Origin of the sequence: Paenibacillus haidiansis (assembly GCF_036553665.1) — a bacterium.
GTDB classification, from domain to species: domain Bacteria; phylum Bacillota; class Bacilli; order Paenibacillales; family Paenibacillaceae; genus Fontibacillus; species Fontibacillus haidiansis.
This window is the reverse complement of sequence record NZ_JAZHPZ010000010.1, coordinates 166296-186059: the sequence shown is the minus strand read 5'-3', so window position 1 is coordinate 186059 and position 19764 is coordinate 166296. Positions and strand designations below refer to the sequence as shown.

General features: G+C 51.5%; 14 protein-coding genes and 2 rRNA genes. 12 read left to right on the top strand and 4 right to left on the bottom strand.

Annotated features, from left to right (window positions below; translation table 11 throughout):
- The 8 genes from V3851_RS18790 to V3851_RS18755 form a co-directional block, all read left to right on the top strand.
- Positions 1-178 (top strand): 23S ribosomal RNA (locus V3851_RS18790); the annotation flags it as partial.
- 134 nt (positions 179-312) lie between these two features.
- Positions 313-429 (top strand): 5S ribosomal RNA (gene rrf / locus V3851_RS18785).
- A 567-nt stretch (positions 430-996) separates the two neighbouring features.
- Complete coding sequence (locus V3851_RS18780) at positions 997-2352, top strand: extracellular solute-binding protein (RefSeq protein ID WP_331848093.1); 1356 nt, start codon at positions 997-999, stop codon at positions 2350-2352.
- 123 nt (positions 2353-2475) lie between these two features.
- Positions 2476-3435 carry a carbohydrate ABC transporter permease gene (locus tag V3851_RS18775; RefSeq protein ID WP_331848092.1) on the top strand — a complete coding sequence of 320 codons (960 nt, stop codon included), beginning with the start codon at positions 2476-2478 and terminating at the stop codon, positions 3433-3435.
- Positions 3432-4295, top strand: coding sequence for a carbohydrate ABC transporter permease (locus V3851_RS18770; RefSeq protein ID WP_331848091.1), 864 nt, complete (start codon positions 3432-3434; stop codon positions 4293-4295). Before V3851_RS18775 ends, V3851_RS18770 begins: the two co-directional genes overlap by 4 nt.
- 82 nt (positions 4296-4377) lie before the next feature.
- A complete protein-coding gene (locus V3851_RS18765; RefSeq protein ID WP_331848090.1) occupies positions 4378-6099 on the top strand; it encodes a sensor histidine kinase in 1722 nt (573 codons plus the stop codon).
- A 13-nt stretch (positions 6100-6112) separates the two neighbouring features.
- Positions 6113-7459, top strand: coding sequence for an ABC transporter substrate-binding protein (locus V3851_RS18760; protein WP_331848089.1), 1347 nt, complete (start codon positions 6113-6115; stop codon positions 7457-7459).
- Positions 7460-7477: 18 nt separating this feature from the next.
- Positions 7478-9070, top strand: coding sequence for a response regulator (locus tag V3851_RS18755; protein WP_331848088.1), 1593 nt, complete (start codon positions 7478-7480; stop codon positions 9068-9070).
- 69 nt (positions 9071-9139) lie between these two features.
- On the opposite strand, the gene V3851_RS18750 is transcribed toward V3851_RS18755, so the two are convergent.
- Positions 9140-9397: a GlsB/YeaQ/YmgE family stress response membrane protein gene (locus tag V3851_RS18750; RefSeq protein WP_331848087.1), complete on the bottom strand. Its 258-nt coding sequence runs from the start codon at positions 9395-9397 to the stop codon at positions 9140-9142.
- A gap of 371 nt (positions 9398-9768) precedes the next feature.
- Between V3851_RS18750 and V3851_RS18745 the strand changes: the two genes are divergently transcribed.
- Positions 9769-13017 carry a carbohydrate binding domain-containing protein gene (locus tag V3851_RS18745; RefSeq protein ID WP_414859333.1) on the top strand — a complete coding sequence of 1083 codons (3249 nt, stop codon included), beginning with the start codon at positions 9769-9771 and terminating at the stop codon, positions 13015-13017.
- A gap of 56 nt (positions 13018-13073) precedes the next feature.
- Here V3851_RS18745 and V3851_RS18740 read toward each other — a convergent pair whose 3' ends face one another.
- The 3 genes from V3851_RS18740 to V3851_RS18730 are packed head-to-tail and all read right to left on the bottom strand — an operon-like array spanning position 13074 to position 16451.
- Positions 13074-15008, bottom strand: a complete 1935-nt coding sequence (locus V3851_RS18740; RefSeq protein WP_331848086.1) for a CotH kinase family protein — start codon at positions 15006-15008, stop codon at positions 13074-13076.
- Positions 15009-15028: 20 nt separating this feature from the next.
- The gene (locus V3851_RS18735; protein ID WP_331848085.1) at positions 15029-15724 is read right to left on the bottom strand and encodes a DUF4956 domain-containing protein; all 696 of its coding nucleotides are present in this window, start codon (positions 15722-15724) and stop codon (positions 15029-15031) included.
- Positions 15725-15728: 4 nt separating this feature from the next.
- Complete coding sequence (locus V3851_RS18730; RefSeq protein ID WP_331848084.1) at positions 15729-16451, bottom strand: polyphosphate polymerase domain-containing protein; 723 nt, start codon at positions 16449-16451, stop codon at positions 15729-15731.
- Positions 16452-16623: 172 nt separating this feature from the next.
- Between V3851_RS18730 and V3851_RS18725 the strand changes: the two genes are divergently transcribed.
- The 3 genes from V3851_RS18725 to V3851_RS18715 all read left to right on the top strand — a co-directional run bounded on the left by V3851_RS18725 (position 16624) and on the right by V3851_RS18715 (position 19341).
- Complete coding sequence (locus tag V3851_RS18725; protein ID WP_331848083.1) at positions 16624-17871, top strand: purple acid phosphatase family protein; 1248 nt, start codon at positions 16624-16626, stop codon at positions 17869-17871.
- A 153-nt stretch (positions 17872-18024) separates the two neighbouring features.
- Positions 18025-18354, top strand: coding sequence for an antibiotic biosynthesis monooxygenase (locus tag V3851_RS18720; RefSeq protein ID WP_331848082.1), 330 nt, complete (start codon positions 18025-18027; stop codon positions 18352-18354).
- A 198-nt stretch (positions 18355-18552) separates the two neighbouring features.
- Positions 18553-19341 carry an exodeoxyribonuclease III gene (locus tag V3851_RS18715; protein WP_331848081.1) on the top strand — a complete coding sequence of 263 codons (789 nt, stop codon included), beginning with the start codon at positions 18553-18555 and terminating at the stop codon, positions 19339-19341.
- Positions 19342-19764: the final 423 nt, after the last annotated feature.

Sequence of the window (19764 nt, the reverse complement as noted above, 5' to 3'; positions counted from 1 at the left end):
GCTGGGTAGCTAAGTGCGGACGGGATAAGCGCTGAAAGCATCTAAGCGTGAAGCCCCCCTCAAGATGAGATTTCCCAGTATGTAAGACCCCTTGAAGACGACGAGGTTGATAGGCTGGGGGTGGAAGTGCAGCAATGCATGGAGCTGACCAGTACTAATCGGTCGAGGGCTTATCCAAAATTACCCCAAAAAGTGAAGCGAGGCTTCGAAGGTAATTCCGATTACTTTTCGGGGACCCCGGTGAACCAATTAGGGGCTAACACGCAAATCTAAGTTTCGTATCCGGTTTTCAAGCGATTAAGCTTGAATATGTTTGGTGGCGATGGCGGAGGGGTTCCACACGTACCCATCCCGAACACGACCGTTAAGCCCTCCAGCGCCGATGGTACTTGGACCGAAGGGTCCTGGGAGAGTAGGACGCCGCCAAGCAAAGAGAAGAGAGCACTGCCGAGATAATCGGCGGTGTTCTTTTGCTTATTCTAAAGAAATAAGGGCCTAAACCGCCGTTATTTCACGAAAATGAGCCGCGTCTCGCAGAATAGCGCCTTTTTTGGCCCTTATTGGAGCTGATTTGGACAAAACCAAGGCAAATTCCCTCGATTCAGCCGAAATAAGGTCCTTTTTGACCTCTATTTCTGCGAAAAGTGCTACGTACAACCGAATAAGGGCGCTTTTGACTCTTATTTTGCCTAAATTAAGCCAAAACGTCCGAAATAAGGTCCCTTTTGGCTCTTTATTTTGCCACAATTAACCAAACACGGTCATTGCCTCGAGTCGGTCCCAATATCTTTTTAGCTGTTATTCCATCCAACTCATTATGCCCACAGCTGTAGTTCCAACAGCCACATAAGACCTTCTACAATCTTCTTCTTCCCGACAGAAAACCCCATCAGAAAAATTCCAACCATAAATCGCAATATTGCCTCCTCAAAAACTCGGAGCGTTTCCATTAGACTGATAATGAAAATACGAGTTTTAGAAAGGGGTTATTAAGCAATGAAGAGAACCAAACCTTGGGCGCTTATGCTAGTGGCTGTCCTGTTGATCGCTTCCTTGGCCGGCTGCGGCGGAGGCAACAACAAAGCTGCCAATGGCGGCGGAAACGAACCTGCGCCTACGACGACCAACTCCGGCGGCAACTCGGGCGGCGAAACAACCGAACCGGCGGAAAAGATCGAACTTTCCTTCTGGTCGCTCGGTACGACGAACTATGAGGAGCTGGCTAAAGAATATACCGCCGAGCATCCGAACATTACGTTCAAGTTCCAAAATACGGCCGACCAAACGGCTCACCACAACAACCTGACGACTGCGTTGTCCGCAGGCTCGGGCGCACCTGATATTTTCATGCTTGAAATCGCATTCATGGAACGTTTCATCAGCAACCAAGACAAGTTCTATAACTTGTATGATTTGGGCGCTAAAGATATCGAAGGCAACTACCTCGACTGGAAATGGAAACAAGCCACTTCGGTGGACGGATCCTTCCAACTGGGTCTGCCGACAGATATCGGTCCTACTGTAGTTTACTATCGCTCCGACCTGGTTGGCGAAGCCGGCTTGCCGACGGATCCGGACCAATTCAGCGCAGCGATCGATACTTGGGATAAATTCGCAACTGTTGGTAAAGATTATACGGCTAAAACCGGCAAACCGTTTACCGATTTGACGGACCTGGTGTACAACAGCGTTCGTGACCAATCCGACGGCCAAATTTACTTCAATAAGGAAGACGGCTCGTTTATCGGTGAAACGAACCCGCAAGTTAAGAAGGCTTATGACTTTACGGTAAGAGGTATTCAAGAAGGCTGGATCGGCAACTGGATCCTGTGGTCTCCTGAATGGCAAAACGCCATCAATAAAGGCGACTTTGCCGTAATGCTCGGCCCGGCTTGGCTCGCAGGTACGATCAGAAATGCGAAAGACACTTCCGGCAAATGGGAAATCGCGCAAATGCCTGAAGGCGCAGGTAACTGGGGCGGTTCCTTCATCACTCTGCCAAAAGAAGGAAAGCATCCGAAGGAAGCATTCGAATTCATTTCCTGGCTCGTGAACAAAGAGAACCAATTGAAATCTTTCAAAGACAGCGGTTTGTTCCCTACAATTCCGGCTGTATATGAAGAAGCGGCATTCAAGGAAGACAAAGACGAATTCTTCGGCGGTCAAGTCATTGCGGAAGCTTACGCTAAAGCGGCTCAAACTGTAAAACCGGTTTACTACGGTCCGCTGCATGACCAATCCGACACCATTATTAAAAATGCGCTCAAGAACGTCCTTGAGAAAAAAGCCGATCCGCAAAAAGAATGGGATGAGGCTATGAAACAAATCAAGACGCTGGTTGACCGCAGCTAATCATAGAGAGTGCTAAGTCTTACGAAACATTCTCATAGCTAAATTTAATATCCGAATTCGCGGAGGGGGCAAAGTGTTCTCCCGCGGATTCGGATTTATCAATTACTTCCCGGAGGTGCGTTCATGGCTGACACAGCTATAGCTAGGCCGACCCAGCCGCTGGAGCCGAAAAAGCGTTTTTGGAACGAGTCCAAAAAAAGCAAGCTTACGGCTTATCTCTTTATTTCGCCGTTCTTTATTTTGTTCTCCATATTCGGCCTGTATCCGATCTTTTTCACCATTTATTTGTCCTTCTTTAAATGGGACGCGCTGGGACCGATGAAATATGTCGGATTCAAAAACTACGACCTGATTATCGGCGATCCGACCTTTTGGATCTCTTTCAGCAACACGATCATCATGGCTTTGATGGGGACAGTACCGCAGCTGATCGTGGCCTTGTTCGTCGCAGTCATGCTTAATTCGGCGCTGAATAAATTCAAGAGCATATTCCGGATTTTATACTTTATGCCGAACATCACCTCGATTGTTGCCGTTACGCTGGTATTCAGTACCTTGTTCGGGAACAACGGGATGGTCAACTGGATTTTAAACGGCTTAGGCTTTGAGAGCGTCCCTTTCAACTCCGGCTGGTGGGGCGTAAAGATTGCCATTTCCACGATGGTCATGTGGCGTTGGATGGGGTATAACGCGATTATTTTCCTGTCCGGTCTGCAAAGCATTCCGACGGATATCTATGAAGCGGCCAAAATTGACGGCGCCAGCCGTTGGCAGCAACTGGTCCACATCACGCTTCCGTTGCTTCGTCCGTTTATCTTGTTCGTGACATTGACCTCGACGATCGGGGCGCTGCAACTCTTCACCGAACCTTACGTATTCCTCGGCCAAGGCGGAACAGGTTCCACCCGTCAGGAAGGCGTTACGATGGTTACTTACCTGTACAGCGAAGCATTCCGGAACAGCTTCTTCGGTACGGCTGCGGCCACGGCGGTTCTGCTCTTTATTGCAACAATTCTTATCTCCTTAATTAACATGTCGCTATCGAGTCGCATGGGCGGAGATACGGGAGGAGGAAAAGCATGAGTACAGTTGCAGTTCGCAGAAAAAAGCCGGATGAACCGGGAGCTGTTGCCAAAGCACTTTTTTACCTGGTCATGATTTTCGGGGCGCTGGTATCCATCTTTCCGTTCTACTGGATGTTCGTCGTCGCTACCAACGACAAGGACGCGGCCTTTCAAATGCCGCCGCTGCTTACGCCGGGATCGTATTTCTTCGAGAACTTCTCGCGCGTATTGGAACGGACCGACTTTTTCCGGGCGCTGCTGAATTCCGTCGTCGTCTCTTCGGCGGTTACCGTGTCCGTTGTATTCCTTTGTACACTGGCAGGTTACGCTTTTGCCAAATACGAATTTCCTTTGAAAAATTTCCTGTTCGTCTTCGTCATCGGTACGATGCTTGTACCGGCGCAATTGAGCGTGCTGCCGCAATACGTCATCATGGCCAAGCTGCACTGGATCGACAGTTACAAAGCGCTGATCGTTCCGGCGATGGTGAACGCCTTCGGGATATTCTGGATGAGGCAATATATAGCATCGGCCGTGCACTCCGAGCTGATCGAAGCCGGACGGATCGATGGCGGGGGCCATTTCCGGATCTTCTGGAGCATCGCGATTCCGGTCGTTACGCCGGCTATGGCTACTTTGGGAATTTTGAACTTCATGAACGTTTGGAATGACTTCTTTTGGCCGCTCGTCGTGCTGAAAAATAGAGAGAATTATACCATACAGATTGCGTTACAGCAGTTGTTTACCAACAAGGACGGTCTGGACTTCGGGATGATCATGTCGGCCACCTTTACGGCAACGCTGCCTTTGTTAATCGTATTCCTGGTGTTCAGCCGTTGGGTTATCGCCGGTCTGACTTCAGGAGCAATAAAAAGTTAGTCGCTTATTCGGGGTAGGAGCAAGGAGATTAAAACATAATGAAGAATAATAGAGTTAGGAGATTATTGGAGGGAGGAAACGGATGAAGCTCCGTCGAAAAATCTTGCTGGCTATTATTCTTCTTGTGTTTATCCCCGTGATTTTGATGGGGTCGATCTCATATTTCAGCTTTTCGAGTACCATGGAGAAGAAATCGAGCAATTTCTATTGGGTTTCTTTGCTGGAGACCGACCAGAAACTGAAATATGCATTGAACGAAATTACGACCACCTCAAATTCGGCAATAACGCAACCGGATATTCAAAAGACGATGAAGGATCCTTCATTTGTCGCTACCTATGACCAAAGGCAAGATATCAACAACCTGATTAATCATCCGATGATTACCTCATTCGGACTTTATTCCAAAGACAAATTGATGTATCAATACAATGACGCGATGACGTTTGAAACTTTAAGCCATCAAGACTGGTACGGAGCGATGAAAGAAGCCGAGGGGCGGCCGATCTGGGTCGGACCCGGTGAAAATGGCAGCGCTTCTACGGGGAAGCCGGTTTTGATCCAGGCGCGGGTCGTCAAGGACTATTACTCCCTTGAAGATATCGGCGCCGTCGTGATTTACGTAAAGCCTGATATTTTGGATCAGGTATTTTGGGATGCCGCCACGTTGAAACAGGGGGATATTCTGCTGGTCAACAAGCAGGGGAATATCGTATTCGACAAATCCGGCGCGCATATTGGGGAACGAACGGACTTTCCTTTTTTGACGGACGGGGAAACGAACGAAAAAGGATCTTATGTAGATAAATATGCAGGGGAAAAATCACTGATCACCTACTTGCCGTCCCATAACAAGGATTGGTATCTGGTGGCGATTACGCCGAGCAAGCTGATCGCTTCGGAATCGGTCCGAATCCGGAATATCGCCGTGATTCTGGTCCTGGTTTCGCTGATCTCGGCTTTTTTGTTTGACCGTTATTTCGTCCGGAGAATGGTTCGAAGCATCATTAGCGCGGTGAACGGGATGAAGCGGGTACAGCAGGGGATTTTTGTGCCGATTCCGCCGATGGTGCGGGCCGAAGACGAGACGGATCTGCTGATTGACGGCTTCAACCGGATGAGTTCGCAGATTAACGAGCTGATCGAGCAAGTCCAGCTTGAACAGGCGCGCAAAAAAGAGGTGGAGCTTCAGGCGCTGGTGGCGCAGATTAATCCTCATTTCATATACAATTCGCTGGAATCGATCAATTCAATGGCCGTGCTGCAAGGGAATAAGAATATCAGCAAAATGGTCATATCGCTCGGGAAGCTGCTGCGGATCAGCATCAGCGAGAATCAGCAACTGATCCCGCTATCCATGGAAATGGAGCATGTCCGGCATTATCTGGATATTCAGAAATTCCGGTTCGAGGATAAGTTTACCTATCAGATTGAAATACCGGAAACCTTGAAGTATTACAAAACCCAGAAGCTGATCGTGCAGCCGATCGTCGAAAATGCGCTCTATCATGCCATTGAGCCGATGGAGGGAAGCGGGTTCATTTCGATCACGGCCCGGGACGGCGGGAGGGATATCCTGATCGATGTCATGGACAACGGTCCCGGATTTGACGAGGAAACGCTGATGAATCTCTGGAGCAAAAACCGAAACAACTTGAAAAAATACCGGGAGAACGGCGTCGGTCTGAAAAATGTTCACGAACGGTTAAGCATCCGGTTCGGCACATATTACGGCATTATGATATGTTCTTCCCCCGGATTCGGGTCGATTATTCGTATCCGAATACCGAAAATCGTATCCTAGGGGGGAAGAAATCATGAAATGGTTTGTGAATTGGGGCTGGGTTGCGCTGTATGCCGTGGTTCTCTCGATTTCGGTCATCATTATCGCGATGAACGACAGCGAACCGATCGAGGAGCCGCAGACCGATAAAATAACGCTGACCTTCCGGCATTTCTGGATAAAAGAGCATGACCGGGAAATGCTGAAAATCTTTGAGGATGTCGTGGATCAGTTTCAAACTTCCCATCCTAACGTGAAGGTCAATTTCGAAGGGATGGACCAGACCGACCATCGCGAGCGAAAGCTGAAGAGCGAAATGGTCACGGGCACGCCGCCGGATATGTTTGTGCTGTTCGGCGGGGGGGAGATCGAGCCGTATGTTCGCGCCAACCGCTTGATGGATTTAACGGATTTTGTGCAAGAAAACGGACTTGATCATCAATTTCAAGATCTTCATCTATGGACATTCGGCGATCATATTTATGGACTACCTTTGGAAGGGCATGCGGAGCCGGTGTATTACAACAAGGAAATATTTGAAAAATTCGACATATCGCCGCCCAAAACCCTCGATGAATTGGATGCCGCCGTCAAACTGTTGAAGAGCAAGGGTTACATACCTTTTGCGCTCGGGAACGAGGAGCGGTGGCCCGGCGCTATTTTTGCCCATTATTTGATGGATCGCTATGCCGGCCCGGAATTGATTAACGAGCTGGCGAAAGGCTCGAAAGCGGTCAGCTTCAACAACAGCGGCTATCTCCAAGCGTTTGTGCACTACAAGCAATGGGTGAACGAGGGAGCCTTCAGCCCATCGGCCAACGATCTGTCAACGGAAGAAGCGATCGATTTGTTCACTTCCGGCAAAGCGGCGATGTATGTGAACGGAAGCTGGGATATCAATCTGTTCCATAACGACGACAGTCCGGACGATTTCCCCAACCGGGTGGGCGTCATTCCTTTTCCGACGCTGCTGCCGGAGGAGGACGCCTCCTTGGCGGGAGGTTACTCGATCGGGATCGCTTTATCCGCGAACTTGGACGAAGCCAAATCCCAGGCCGCCCTAGAGTTGATGAAGACGTTCTACACCGAGGACGTGCAAAGACGGGTCGTTTACGAGGGGCAGCGGATTCCTTCGATGAAGATATCCTTCGACTCGGAGGAAACGGGGCCTGTCTTTGAACAGGTAGTAAGGCTTATGGAGCATAGCGACAATATTTTTCTGGCCTATGACAACGTATTGACTCCGGAAGTGAATAAAACGTTCCTGAAGGTCATAGAAGGAATCATCTCCGGCAATGCTTCGCCGAACGAGGCCCTGGATCAAATTCAGGCGGCCTCGGAGCAATATTGGAGACAACGAAACAGTTCTCTGCCCGATTAATGGTCAGGAGGTGTCCTTATGGAAACCAATGAAGCAAAGTACAGGGTGATCCTGGTCGACGACGAGCCGATTATTTTACGCAGTCTGAAAGTGGCTATCCCTTGGAATGAATTAAATCTGGAAATCGTGGGTGAAGCCAGAAACGGCGAAGATGCGCTTAGACTGGTGCGCGAGCTTTCGCCGCATATGATTATCAGCGACATCCGCATGCCGGGCCTCGATGGAATCAGCCTGATGAAAGAAGTGATGGCGGAGAATTCCAAACGGCTGTTCATATTTATCAGCGGTTACGGAGAGTTCGAATATGCCAGAGAAGCCTTGCGGGAAGGCGCCTTTGATTATTTGCTCAAGCCGATCGATCACGACGAATTGATTGAAATGATCCTGCGCGCCAAAAAAACGCTGGAAAAGCAACTGGAAAACGACAAGCTGCTGCATTCGGTCCAAGTGTTGTCCATGCTGGCAAGGGAGCGGATGTTTGCCGAGTTTATCGAAGGCAATCCCAGCGATAATCATCTGCGCCACATGCAGTGGCTGGAAAACAGTGAGCTGCAGGACAAATATTTTATCGCTGTGCTCCAGCTTGATCATTATATGAAATTGTATGAAAGCTGGGCTATGGAAGAGAGGAGATTGTGGCTGTTCGCCATCCGCAATATTTTGAGCGAGTGGTCCCTGGCTCAGGGGGCCCTGACGGTATTTCCTTTTCACAGCGGAGAATGGGTCATGGTCTTCCCCGGTAATTTGAGCGACCGGAGAGAGAGCCTGGGCAACGATATTATTCATCAAATTAAAGCGAATACCAAATTGTCCTGCTCCGTGGGCTTCAGTCATACGGCGGAAGGCATCGAGCAGTTGAGTGAGGCATACCAGAGTGCGGCTCAGGCGCTTTACCAGCGTTTTTACCGTGACGAGGAAGGGGTATTCGTAGACCCCGCGCCGGAGTTGGGAGCGGCCAGGGAGGGGAAGTATCCGAAGCATCTTGAGTCCGGAATGCTCGAGTGCATTCGCACGCTGGACGATAGCCGCTTGATGGCGTTGCTGGATGAGACCAAAGTCTATATCGAGAGCCAGAATTTTACGAAAATGATCGCCGAGCGCATGATTGTTGAGCTCACGGTCGTGCTGTACCGGGAATTTGAGCATATGAAGCTGCTGCCGGAATGGTCGCTCGAAGGATTGCTGCAGGAGCTGCATTCGTCGGGAAGTTTGGGCGAGATTATTGCCCTTCTCAAATCCAACTTGGCGAAATGGATCCGCGAAAGCAAAGAATCCCAATCCAAGGAAAATATTCAGAGCGTTATTGCCAAAACCCGAGAGTATATCGCCAACAATTATCATAAGGATCTCAGCATCGAGGAAGTGGCCGATATCGCCGATCTCAGCATCAGCCATTTCTGTCTGCTGTTCAAACAGGTGACCGGCTATACGTTTCTGGAGTATTTAACCCAGTGCCGGATCGAAAAGGCCAAATACATTCTGAAAAACAGCCAGGTCAAAGTATATCAGATCGCTCCTTTGGTCGGTTACCAGGATCCGCGGTATTTTACGCAGGTATTTAAGAAAGTTACCGGAAAGACGCCGTCGGAGTATCGCGAAGAGAGCGCCTGAACGAAACGGACAGACAAAAGAACCGCAGGTATGCGGTTCTTTTTGCATTTACTTATATAATTTCGCTGTTTACGAACGTCCCCGTCTCATCGAGCCCATGATCAGGCTGACGATAAATACAAGCACGACGGCGCCGATCAAAGCCGGAACAAAATAGAAATTGCCGATGACCGGACCCCAGTTGCCCAAAATCAGGCTTCCCAGCCAAGCGCCGATAAAGCCGGCGATAATATTCCCGATAATCCCTCCGGGGATATCTCTGCCCATGATTAAACCCGCAAGCCAACCGATAATACCGCCGATAATCAAAGACCATAAGAAACCCATTCTTATCACCTCTACGTTATTAATTTGCTTGTCGTTTACTATTAACCAAAGCGGGGGTTTTTAAACAAACTGAGGCATTTTCCTGTTAATGGCGGGATTCGTGTTTGTTGCTGCAAAAAAGGATGTACATCCGGATTAAGAATCTGTTACAATTCAAATATCTACTTCCAGAAATAAACAGAAATAGCATCTAGAAATATGAAAGTGTTTACAACGGGATTGATTAAGCGACTATTTTAACAGATGGAGGTGATTCTGGCATGAAAATTCAAACGTTTGCATTATTCTTTGCTTGAAGTTAGTGATAACCGATGGTTGAAGTGGATCGATTGTGTTAAAAATTCAAACGTTTGCACAAAGGAGGAAGTAAAGTGAAAAGAAGAGGTGCTCGTTCTTTGTCTTTTTTTCTCAGCTTTATTTTTCTAGTCACTTCCATCTGTGTCTCACCGGCAATGTCAAGGCAAAAGGCTTACGCGGCGGAGGCAGGAACTGAGGCCCCAGCGTTCAGTTGGGATAACGCGAATGTCTACTTCGTGATGACCGACCGTTTTTATGACGGCGATTCCGGTAATAACAATTCTTATGGCAGGCCGAGTGTGGATGCTACGGGATTTGATATCGGGACTTTTCACGGCGGTGATTTGAAAGGGCTTACACAAAAATTAAACGAAGGATATTTTACGGAACTGGGCACGAACGCCATTTGGATTACGGCTCCGTACGAGCAAATTCACGGCTGGGTCGGCGGGGGCAGCGGCGGGGACTTTGCCCATTACGCCTATCACGGATATTATGCACTGGACTATACCATGATGGACAAAAATATGGGGACCGTGGAGGAGATGCGCCAGTTTGTCGACACGGCTCATGCCATGGACATCCGCGTCGTGCTGGATGTGGTCTTGAACCACCCCGGATATTCGACCTTGCAAGACATGGAGGAATACGGATTCGGCGCCAGAAACGGCATCGATGCCGATTGGACTCCCGGCAGCGGTCAAACCTGGCACAGCTACCATGACAATATCAACTACAATGACGAAGCGGCCTGGTCGACTTGGTGGAGCGATTGGGTACGGGCCGGAATTGCGGGCTATGAAAGCGGCGGCGGCAGCGATTTGACGATGAATGTCGGCAGCCTGCCCGATTTCCGCACCAATGTCACGAGCGATATCGGGCTCGCGCCGCTATTGCAAACGAAGTGGGCGAGCGAGACGAGCGGTTACGACGATTGGATTCTGCCGGCGGCGGAAGGTTTGCGCGAAGACCTGAATATGGCTCCGGCCGATTATATTGTCAAATGGTTGGCGGCCTGGGTGGAGGAATTCGGCATCGACGGATTCCGGGCGGACACGGCGAAGCATGTGGAACTGAGCAGATGGGCCCAATTGAAAGAGGAGTGCAGCACCGCGCTGCAGACCTGGAGGCAAAACAATCCCGACAAGCCCGGAGCGGATTGGACCGGCGATTTTTGGATGACCGGGGAAGTGTGGGGACATGGAGTAGGCAAAAGCGAATATTTTAATTATGGTTTTGACTCCGTCATTAACTTTTCGTTCCAGGACGCCAACTTCGATTCGCTCGAAAGCATTTACGCCGATTATGCATCCAAACTGAACGGCGACCCCGATTTTAACGTGCTCAGCTATATATCGTCGCATGATACCCGATTATATGACAGAAGCAAGCTGGTTAAAGCCGGGACGGCCCTGCTGCTGCTTCCGGGCGCAGTACAAACCTTCTATGGCGATGAAGCGGCCAGAGCCTTCGGCACAACCGGCTCCGACCCTCAGCAGGGTACCCGTTCCTCGATGGATTGGGACAATCTTGACCAGGCTGTTTTGTCGCATTGGCAAAAATTGGGCCAGTTCCGCAACAACCATCTCTCGGTAGGGGCGGGCAGTCACGCCAAGATCAGCGACAGTCCCTACACGTTCAGCCGGACATACAGCAAAGACGGCATTGATGATAGTGTGGTAGTCGTCACCGGAGCCGCAGGTTCAACAAATGTCGATGTATCCTCCATTTTTCCCGACGGGACGATCGTCCGGGATGCGTATACAGGCGAAGAAGTCGCAGTGAGCGACGGATCTGCCGCTTTTACCGCAGGAAGCGCGGGGGTGATTCTGATCGAGTTGGTCGCGGAATCCGAACTGCCTTATGTATCGGCCACGCCGGCGGGAGCCGGCTTCAGGACAGACACGCAATTAATTACACTCAAATTGAAAAAGGCGGATATCGGATATTATAGCCTGGACGGAAGCGACCCGCGGACAGGAACCGGCTTCACAAACGGAACCGAAATTATCATTGGCGAAGATATGGAATACGGGGAATCGGTCACTTTGAAATTGTATGCGGAAAACGATAAAGGCACGGCGACTCAGGAATACAAGTTTACCAGAAAAGACCCCGATTCGGGTCTGACCATTCACTACAAGAAACCGAGTAACTGGGGCGCTCCGTACTTGTATTATTACGACACGGCACCGGAGGTGACGGAGCCGGCCTGGGCGGCTTCGCCGGCCATGGTTCAGGAGAACGGGGAGTGGTACGTCTATACGATTTCCGGTGCGGACAGCGCCAGAGTCATGTTCAGGGACAGCGGAGGAAATCAGAATCCGGGAAGAAATCAGGCGGGATTCCTGCGGAGCGCGGAAGGGTGGTACGACGGCACCTCCTGGTATGACTACAACCCGGACGGAGAAGGAGATGTAACCGCCCCGACCGCTCCGGAAAATCTGACTTCCGCAGGTGTAACCGACAAGACCGTCGCTTTGGCCTGGGATGCCGCAACCGATGATATTGCGGTGACCGGATATAACATATACCGCGATGGCGTCAAAGTCGGAACTGCCCCGGGGACCGCATATACCGATACGGGTCTCACTGCGGAAACGACATATGTGTACACGGTGAGAGCCTATGACGCGGCTAACAACGAGTCGCCGGACAGCGAGCCTTTGGAGATCACTACCGAACAAGCCGATCCGGGCAATACGGTAACAGTATATTACAAACACGGCTATACTACACCGTATATGCATTACCGCCCGGAAGGAGGAACCTGGACCACCGTGCCCGGCGTAGCAATGGAGGCATCCGAGGTGCCGGGCTACAGCAAGCTGACGGTGGATATCGGAACGGCGAGCCGTCTGGAAGCCTGCTTTAACAACGGCAGCGGCCAATGGGACAGCAATAACGGCAAAAATTATTTCTTTAATGCCGGCACTTGGACCTATAACGGCAGCGGTCAAATCGTGGAAGGAGCACCGGATCCCGCGGCTTCCAATAAGGTGACCGTGTATTACAAGCAAGGCTACGGCACGCCGTATATGCACTTCCGCCCGGAAGGGGGAGCTTGGACCGTCGTGCCTGGCGTGGCGATGGAGGCCTCCGAAGTACCGGGCTACAGCAAGCTGACGGTGGATATCGGAACGGCGAGCCGTCTGGAGGCCTGCTTTAACAATGGCAGCGGCCAATGGGACAGCAACAACGGCAGAAATTATTTCTTTGGCGTCGGCACCTGGACATATTCAAGCTACGGGAATATCGTATCCGGCGTACCGTCTGCCTCCGCTTCGGCGGCACATGGAAATTTAAGCCCGACAGCGGCTTAATCTTAATAAGGCAAAAGTAAAACCCGTGCCTGCAAAAAGGCACGGGTTTTCGATATTTACAGCCGTTTTCTGCGGAAGAAGGCGACGAATACGCAGGCCAGCAGCACAACCAGCAAGGATATTCCGGCGGCTATCGCCTCATTCGGATTGGTTTGCGCCTGTCTCGCACCGCCTTCGCCGAACCCGCCGGGGCCGCCGCCATCGCCCATGGGACCGCCTCCGCCGAAGCCGCGGCCGCCTCCCTGGCCGCGGGCACCCTGCTGGGCGTCCGCGTCGGCTTGCCCGGCTTGGCCGTCGGCGTTGCCTGTGGCGCCGCCATCACCCTGCGTCGGCTGTCCGCCGGGCATCTCGCCGCCGAAGCCGTCCGGCGGCATTTGCGGCTGCTGCCCGTCCGGCGCGGCCGCTCCCTGCCCGGCCTGTCCGACGGCGTCGCCATCGGCGTTGCCGAAGGCCGGCCGTTCGCCGCCGGGGCCGCCGCCCATGCCGCCGCTGCCGGAGCCGTCTCCGGCGGAAGGAAGCGTGCCGTCAAGCTGCTGCGCGATGTTCTCCACCTGCGAAGCGTTGGTGGAAATCAGCGCCGGCACGGCTTCTTCAAACTCTTCATACGTATAGAACGGTCTTGGATCGGCTTTAACGTAAGACGCGATCATTTCGTACAATTCATTGACCCGCGCCGTGAAGGCATCATTGCTGAGATAACCGTCTACCGCCTCTTGCAGGATGGAATGGTAGAGCTCCTTGTACTCGTCGACGGCCAGCAGCTTCGCAACCAGCGGCCGCTCGGCCACCGCGCCCTGGGTCGGCTCGTCGATCAGCAGGCTTCCGCCGCCGCCCCGGCCTCCTGGGGCGGCGCCCGCCTTGCCTGCGCCCGCTTCCGCCGCCGCTCCGCCTGTGGCGGCGGAAGCGCCGTTTACATCGGCGGCTTTCGCGGCGCCCGCATCAGCCGCGCCTTCGGCTGGCTGATCGCCGCCGCCGTCATCGCCTTCGGCGTTGCCCCGGTCGCGGCCGCCCATGCCTCCGCCGAAGCCGCCCATGCCGCCACCGCCGCCGAGCCCGCCGAAGGCCATATTGTAATCCCACGGCAGAACGGAGAAGATGCCGTCGTCCTCATACAAATAATAATTTTGTTTATTGCCGCCGATATAGCTGTCGGTATTGTTGGTGAGCACATTGAGCGCAATATAACCGAGCGACTCTTCGACATCCAGCACCTTCTCGTAATCGGTGCCGTTGTTCAACTCGTCGAGCATGTCGATCAAGATGTCGCCGTTCGTCGTTTTCGATTTCAGGGCAAGCCCCGTATAAAGATCGGGATCGTCGCCCAGCCACGTCAGATCGCTGCCGCTTCCGGTCATCTCGCCCTTATACAGCGCTCCGTAAGAATTGCCGAAATGCCGCTCCAAGTAAGCGTCGCCGATCTGTTCCACGGCGAGATAGAAGCCCCAAAGCTCATCGTTAATATAAACATTGACGTAAGAATACTTCGGCGTAGGCAACCCCATTTGTCCGGCCAATTCGTAAGCGAGGAATTCGCGCATATAAGACGCGTCGCTGTAATTGTTGTTCAAATTGATCTTGCTGACCCCGTCCAGCGTCTGATCGACATACTCGTCAAACGACAGCTTGAAGCTGTACCGGTCAGAGTCCGGCATTTGCACGACGCTGCGCAGGCTCAAATTGCCTTTGGTGCGGATGCCGATATTGTCGAAATGCTGTCCGTTATAATCTACCGAGGCCGTCTTGAATTCTTCGGCGCTGGCATTGTCCAGCATATCTTGAAAATCGGTCTCATCGATCGTAATCTTCACGTCGACGACCTTATCCTTGGGAAAAACCTCCTCATCCAGCTTCTGCTCATCCTTTGTCGCCGCCGTATTTTCCTTATTGGCGGTTGTGCTCCGGGGTGATCCGCCGCATGCGGCAAGCCCGAAGACCAGCAGCAGCGAGCAGAGGGACAAGAGCAGTCTGGAAAGGTTTGACGCTGCCTTCATCTTCGTCACCTCCGCGTTTTCTAGGATACATAATCGCCGTTGTAGCTGATTAGGACGGCGCTCTTTACCCCGCCAAGCTCGGAGATCTGATTGACGAAGCGTCCTTCCCCGTCGCGGAGCCGCACTTCCAGCGTCATTTCGATATTGTTGTGGGAAACCGTTTTTTGTTTTACATTGTAGCGTTTGACCAGGCCGCGCAGCTCACTGTGCACCAGCCCTTCGCTTTCGTCGCTGTCGCAATTGACGACAAGCAGGTAAGGCGTATCCGCCGATGTATTTTTGATAAACAGGAACATGACCAGTCCGACGATCACGGAACCGACGGCAGCCAGCGTAAAGAAGCCCGCGCCGGTCACAATGCCCGCGGCGGCCGCCCAGAACAGGAAGATCAGATCGGTCGGATCTTTGATCGGCGTTCTGAAACGAACGATCGACAAGGCGCCGACCATACCGAGCGACAGCACCAGGTTGGAGTTGACGGCGATGATGATCATCGCGGTGACCATGGTCATGCCGATCAACGAAACGTTGAAGCTTTTGGAGTAGAGCACCCCGCTGAACACCCGTTTGTACAAAATAAAAATGAACAAGCCGATAATGAACGAGACGGCAAGCGTAATCAAAATTTTGGAGATGCTGATATCGGAAACGAAATTGTCCATAATCGAATTTTTGATAATATCGCTGAAATTGGTAGACTGATTGGTTGTGTCCATGAAATTATTGATCCTCCCAATGGTTTAGTTTTAAATACTTGCAGCAGATGACATACTTTGAAGCGGCCTGCTGACGGAGCCCTTCCAATTGCAGGGCGGTCCGGATGTATTCCGGAAGATATTCGTCATACTTGACTTCAAGAATGATCAGATGGTCGTCAATGGCCGGAACGGGATTCAACGTTTCATCGAAAATGTCTTTGGCATGAAGCCCGGTCCGCAGCTCTTTGTCAAATGTGATCCGGACATTCCCGTTCTTGCAGACGTAGGGCTCGCGAACATAATCGACGATCACCTTAGGCCGAAGCAGACGGTGTTTCATTTCCCGGTACAATTCCATCATGAACGGCTTGTCCGGTTGATGGAGCACTTCGTAATCTCCCGCCAAAATGGAATCGTACATCTCCCGGGTCAGCGGCGCTTTCAGTTTCGTGATGTAATCGCCGATCTTGATCTTTTTCTCGAAATGGATGATTTGATCGTCCCCGTTATATATCCGGATCCGGTACTTGCGGCGATCGCGGAAGCCGCCGAGCTTCTCGGAAAGGGCCGAATTCTCGCAATCATCAAAATACAGACTGCGGATATGATATTCACCGTCCTCTCCGGCATACTTGTCGCGGTCGATTAATTTCCTTAACCTCTGGCAAATGACATAATATTGATGACGGTTAATGATAAATTTAAGCTCATGGCGGAATTTAAGGTCCTTGTAGGCGGTATTCATGTGGTGCACCTCTTTTCTGTCGTTGTTTCCAGAACTAAATCTAACAAGGTTATCTGATTTCTCACTTAACGGAAACTGAAGATCAACTGAAAGTTTTTACATTGCGTTGACAATTGTAAGCATAAGGTAAAAAATCATAGGAAACGGAAATTGCAATGGGGAGGAGAGCGATGTGGGCGACAAAAAGCGTTTAGCGGGGATCGGGGGAATTGCGGTGTTATGTCTCGTTTTGCTTAGCGGCGCGGCTTTGCTGGAGCAATGGAGGAACCGCCAGACGGAGACGGATCCCGGATACGGCCCGGCGGCCAAATCCTTGGTGACGACCTTTAAAGGGGATGCGCGGACTTCCCGGGCATTTACCTGGTATTCGGAGGACCCCGAATCCCCCGGAGTATTGCAATTGGCGCAAGGAAGCGATGCGGAGCTGCTGGAGAAGGGCGATGTGCAAAGCATTGAAGCGGATTCGTCGGTTATTGAAGTGGGGGAAGGCCGCGAAAATGGAGTTCACAAGGTGGAAGTAACCGGTTTGAATCCCGGAACGGATTATGTCTATAGAGTCGGAGACGGAACCGAAGGAGGCTGGAGCAAGCCGGGCGTGTTTACGACCGAGGGGGAGGGGGAAGACAGCTTCACCTTTCTTAATGTTACGGACTCTCAAGGAGCGTCGGAAGCGGATTTTGCGCTATGGGGAGAAACGCTTGACCGGGCTTTCGCCGTATTTCCGGATGCGAAGTGGATTCTCCATAACGGCGATTTGACGGAGGATCCCGAGGATGAGGCAGGGTGGGATGCTTTCTTCGTAAATGCCGCAACGTGGATAAACCGTATCCCTTTGATGCCGGTGACCGGAAACCATGACGAAGTGGACAAGGAATCTGCGCGGTTCACCTCGCATTTCAATTTGCCGGACAATGGCGCGGGTAAATCGGCGGCGGGCACCACTTACTCGTTCGACTACGGCAACGCGCATATCGTCGTGCTGAATACAGAGTCCAAAATTAAAACACAGACCGATTGGCTGCGCCAGGATTTACGGAACACGGCCAAAGCCTGGAAAATCGTCGCCATCCATCGCCCGGCCTACGGCGGGAATATGTACGAGAAAATCGCCGACTGGATCGATGTGTTCGACGAGTTCGGCGTCGATCTGGTGCTGCAGGGCCATAACCATGAATACTCCCGGTCTTTTCCGCTGAAGGACGGAGAGATCGTCCCGGAAGGGGAGGGAACGGTGTATGCTACGACCAACGCCTCCGGCGCCAAATTCAATGACAAGAAAGAAGATCAATTCTACCACGCGGTGCATTTTCAAAACGGCAAGCAAATGTTCGCCGGGATTACCGTCAGCGGAACCACACTGACGTACCGGGCTTACGACGTTGAGGGGCAACTGCTGGATGAGTTTGCTTTACGGCATTGATCGCTTCGCTTGCCAGGAACCGGCATAGTGATCGATCTCTTCGCTTGAACACTATAATTGACAATGATAATTATTATCAACTAGAATGATTATAGATAGATTGATTGATGATTATGGGCCGAAGCACGGCATATTCCAGAGGAGGCGTTATCTTTGTTTGTGATGACAAGAACGATGTTGATAGAGAAAGGCAACAGCGATAAAGTGATCGCCCGATTCAGCAGTCCGGGTCCGATGGACGAGATGGACGGGCTCGTGGATATCAGCGTTATGGTGAATACGAAGAGCAAAGAGCAGGAAGAGGTCGTGGTCGTCATTCGTTGGGAATCCCAGGATGCCTGGAAAAACTGGGAGAAAAGCGACGCGCACATCCAAGGCCACAAGGAGAATCGGGGCAAACAGCCGCCGGCTTATATCCTAAGTACGGAAGTCAAGCTGTACGACGCCGAAGTCGTTAAGCGGGGGAAGGCGTACCGCGGTTAATGCGGTGGGGTGGACCATCGGAAGGCCGGTGCCATTTCCGACGCAATACAAGTCCGATTCAGGCTGCTCCCGGGGGAGCGGCCTTTTCCATTTGAGTCTGGCGGCGATTTGACAGCTTTTTTCGGTAGAAGGTAAGATGCTAGTAGGTTCAAATAGTAAACTATAAATTCGGAAAGTACAGGCAAGGAGATAAATGGAATGAAACTCGTATCATGGAATGTCAACGGGCTTAGGGCCTGCGTCAACAAAGGATTCTACGATTATTTCAATGAAGCGGACGCGGATATCTTTTGTTTGCAGGAGACCAAGCTTCAAGAGGGTCAAATTGAGCTTGAGCTTGGGAGCGAATATGAGCAGTATTGGAATTACGCGGAGAAAAAGGGCTATTCGGGGACGGCCGTATTCACGAGAGTCAAGCCCTTGTCCGTCCGTTACGGGATGGAGGAGGACTATGAGCCCGAAGGCCGGATGGTGACGCTGGAATTTGCGGATTTTTACCTCGTTACTGTATATACGCCCAACGCAAAGCGTGATCTGACCCGGCTGGATTACCGGATGGAGTGGGAGGACCGGTTCCGCTCCTACCTGCTGGAGCTGGATAGCCGCAAACCGGTGATCGTCTGCGGAGACCTCAATGTCGCCCACCGGGAAATCGATCTGAAAAACCCGAAATCGAATCTCGGCAATTCCGGGTTTACGCCGGAAGAGCGGGGTAAGATGACGGAGCTCTTGGGCGCCGGCTTTGTTGATACATTCCGCCATTTCTACCCCGACCGGGAGAATGTCTACAGCTGGTGGTCGTATATGCCGAAGGTCCGTGAACGGAATGTGGGCTGGCGGATCGACTATTTTCTGGCGTCTTCCAGACTGGGACCGCACTTGCAGGACGCGCAAATCGACTGTCATGTGATGGGCAGCGATCATTGCCCGGTCGTTCTGTATTTGGATGAAGTCGCTTTGCGGGAGCCGCAGGCGAGTGTAGGCTAGTCGTGATGCAGCGCCGGTATGCTATAATAGTATAACTAAATAATACGATACAAAAAATCAGTCGAGAAAAGATAGTTGATAAAAGACGAAGAAACGTCGCTTTGCCGCGGGATGCGGTGAGGGGGCGTTTTTTGTTACTTTTTTTAAGAAGGGATGGGTGTGGGACATGGAATTTGAAGAAGCGCACACCAGCTTTATCCAGTACCATATGGAACGAAGAACGTTCTGGGCAGACCTATTCGTCCCAAGGATGTCGTCAATCAAGCCGGGGTGAATTTCCGGACTGTCCGCAAGCGGCTTCAAAGTTTGGTTGACAAAGGGCTTCTTCGGCCCATTCGCGAGGGAAGCTATATTTGCCGTTATGAAATTATCGGCGATCCGACGGATTGGCTTACATAAAAAATGAGGTAATGAGGTTCATAG

Bases quoted from the DNA above. Each gene is read 5' to 3' on its own strand.
- V3851_RS18780 (WP_331848093.1), top strand. From the start codon at position 997: ATGAAGAGAACCAAACCTTGGGCGCTTATGCTAGTGGCTGTCCTGTTG.
- V3851_RS18775 (WP_331848092.1), top strand. From the start codon at position 2,476: ATGGCTGACACAGCTATAGCTAGGCCGACCCAGCCGCTGGAGCCGAAA.
- V3851_RS18770 (WP_331848091.1), top strand. From the start codon at position 3,432: ATGAGTACAGTTGCAGTTCGCAGAAAAAAGCCGGATGAACCGGGAGCT.
- V3851_RS18765 (WP_331848090.1), top strand. From the start codon at position 4,378: ATGAAGCTCCGTCGAAAAATCTTGCTGGCTATTATTCTTCTTGTGTTT.
- V3851_RS18760 (WP_331848089.1), top strand. From the start codon at position 6,113: ATGAAATGGTTTGTGAATTGGGGCTGGGTTGCGCTGTATGCCGTGGTT.
- V3851_RS18755 (WP_331848088.1), top strand. From the start codon at position 7,478: ATGGAAACCAATGAAGCAAAGTACAGGGTGATCCTGGTCGACGACGAG.
- V3851_RS18750 (WP_331848087.1), bottom strand. From the start codon at position 9,397: ATGGGTTTCTTATGGTCTTTGATTATCGGCGGTATTATCGGTTGGCTT.
- V3851_RS18740 (WP_331848086.1), bottom strand. From the start codon at position 15,008: ATGAAGGCAGCGTCAAACCTTTCCAGACTGCTCTTGTCCCTCTGCTCG.
- V3851_RS18735 (WP_331848085.1), bottom strand. From the start codon at position 15,724: ATGGACACAACCAATCAGTCTACCAATTTCAGCGATATTATCAAAAAT.
- V3851_RS18730 (WP_331848084.1), bottom strand. From the start codon at position 16,451: ATGAATACCGCCTACAAGGACCTTAAATTCCGCCATGAGCTTAAATTT.
- V3851_RS18715 (WP_331848081.1), top strand. From the start codon at position 18,553: ATGAAACTCGTATCATGGAATGTCAACGGGCTTAGGGCCTGCGTCAAC.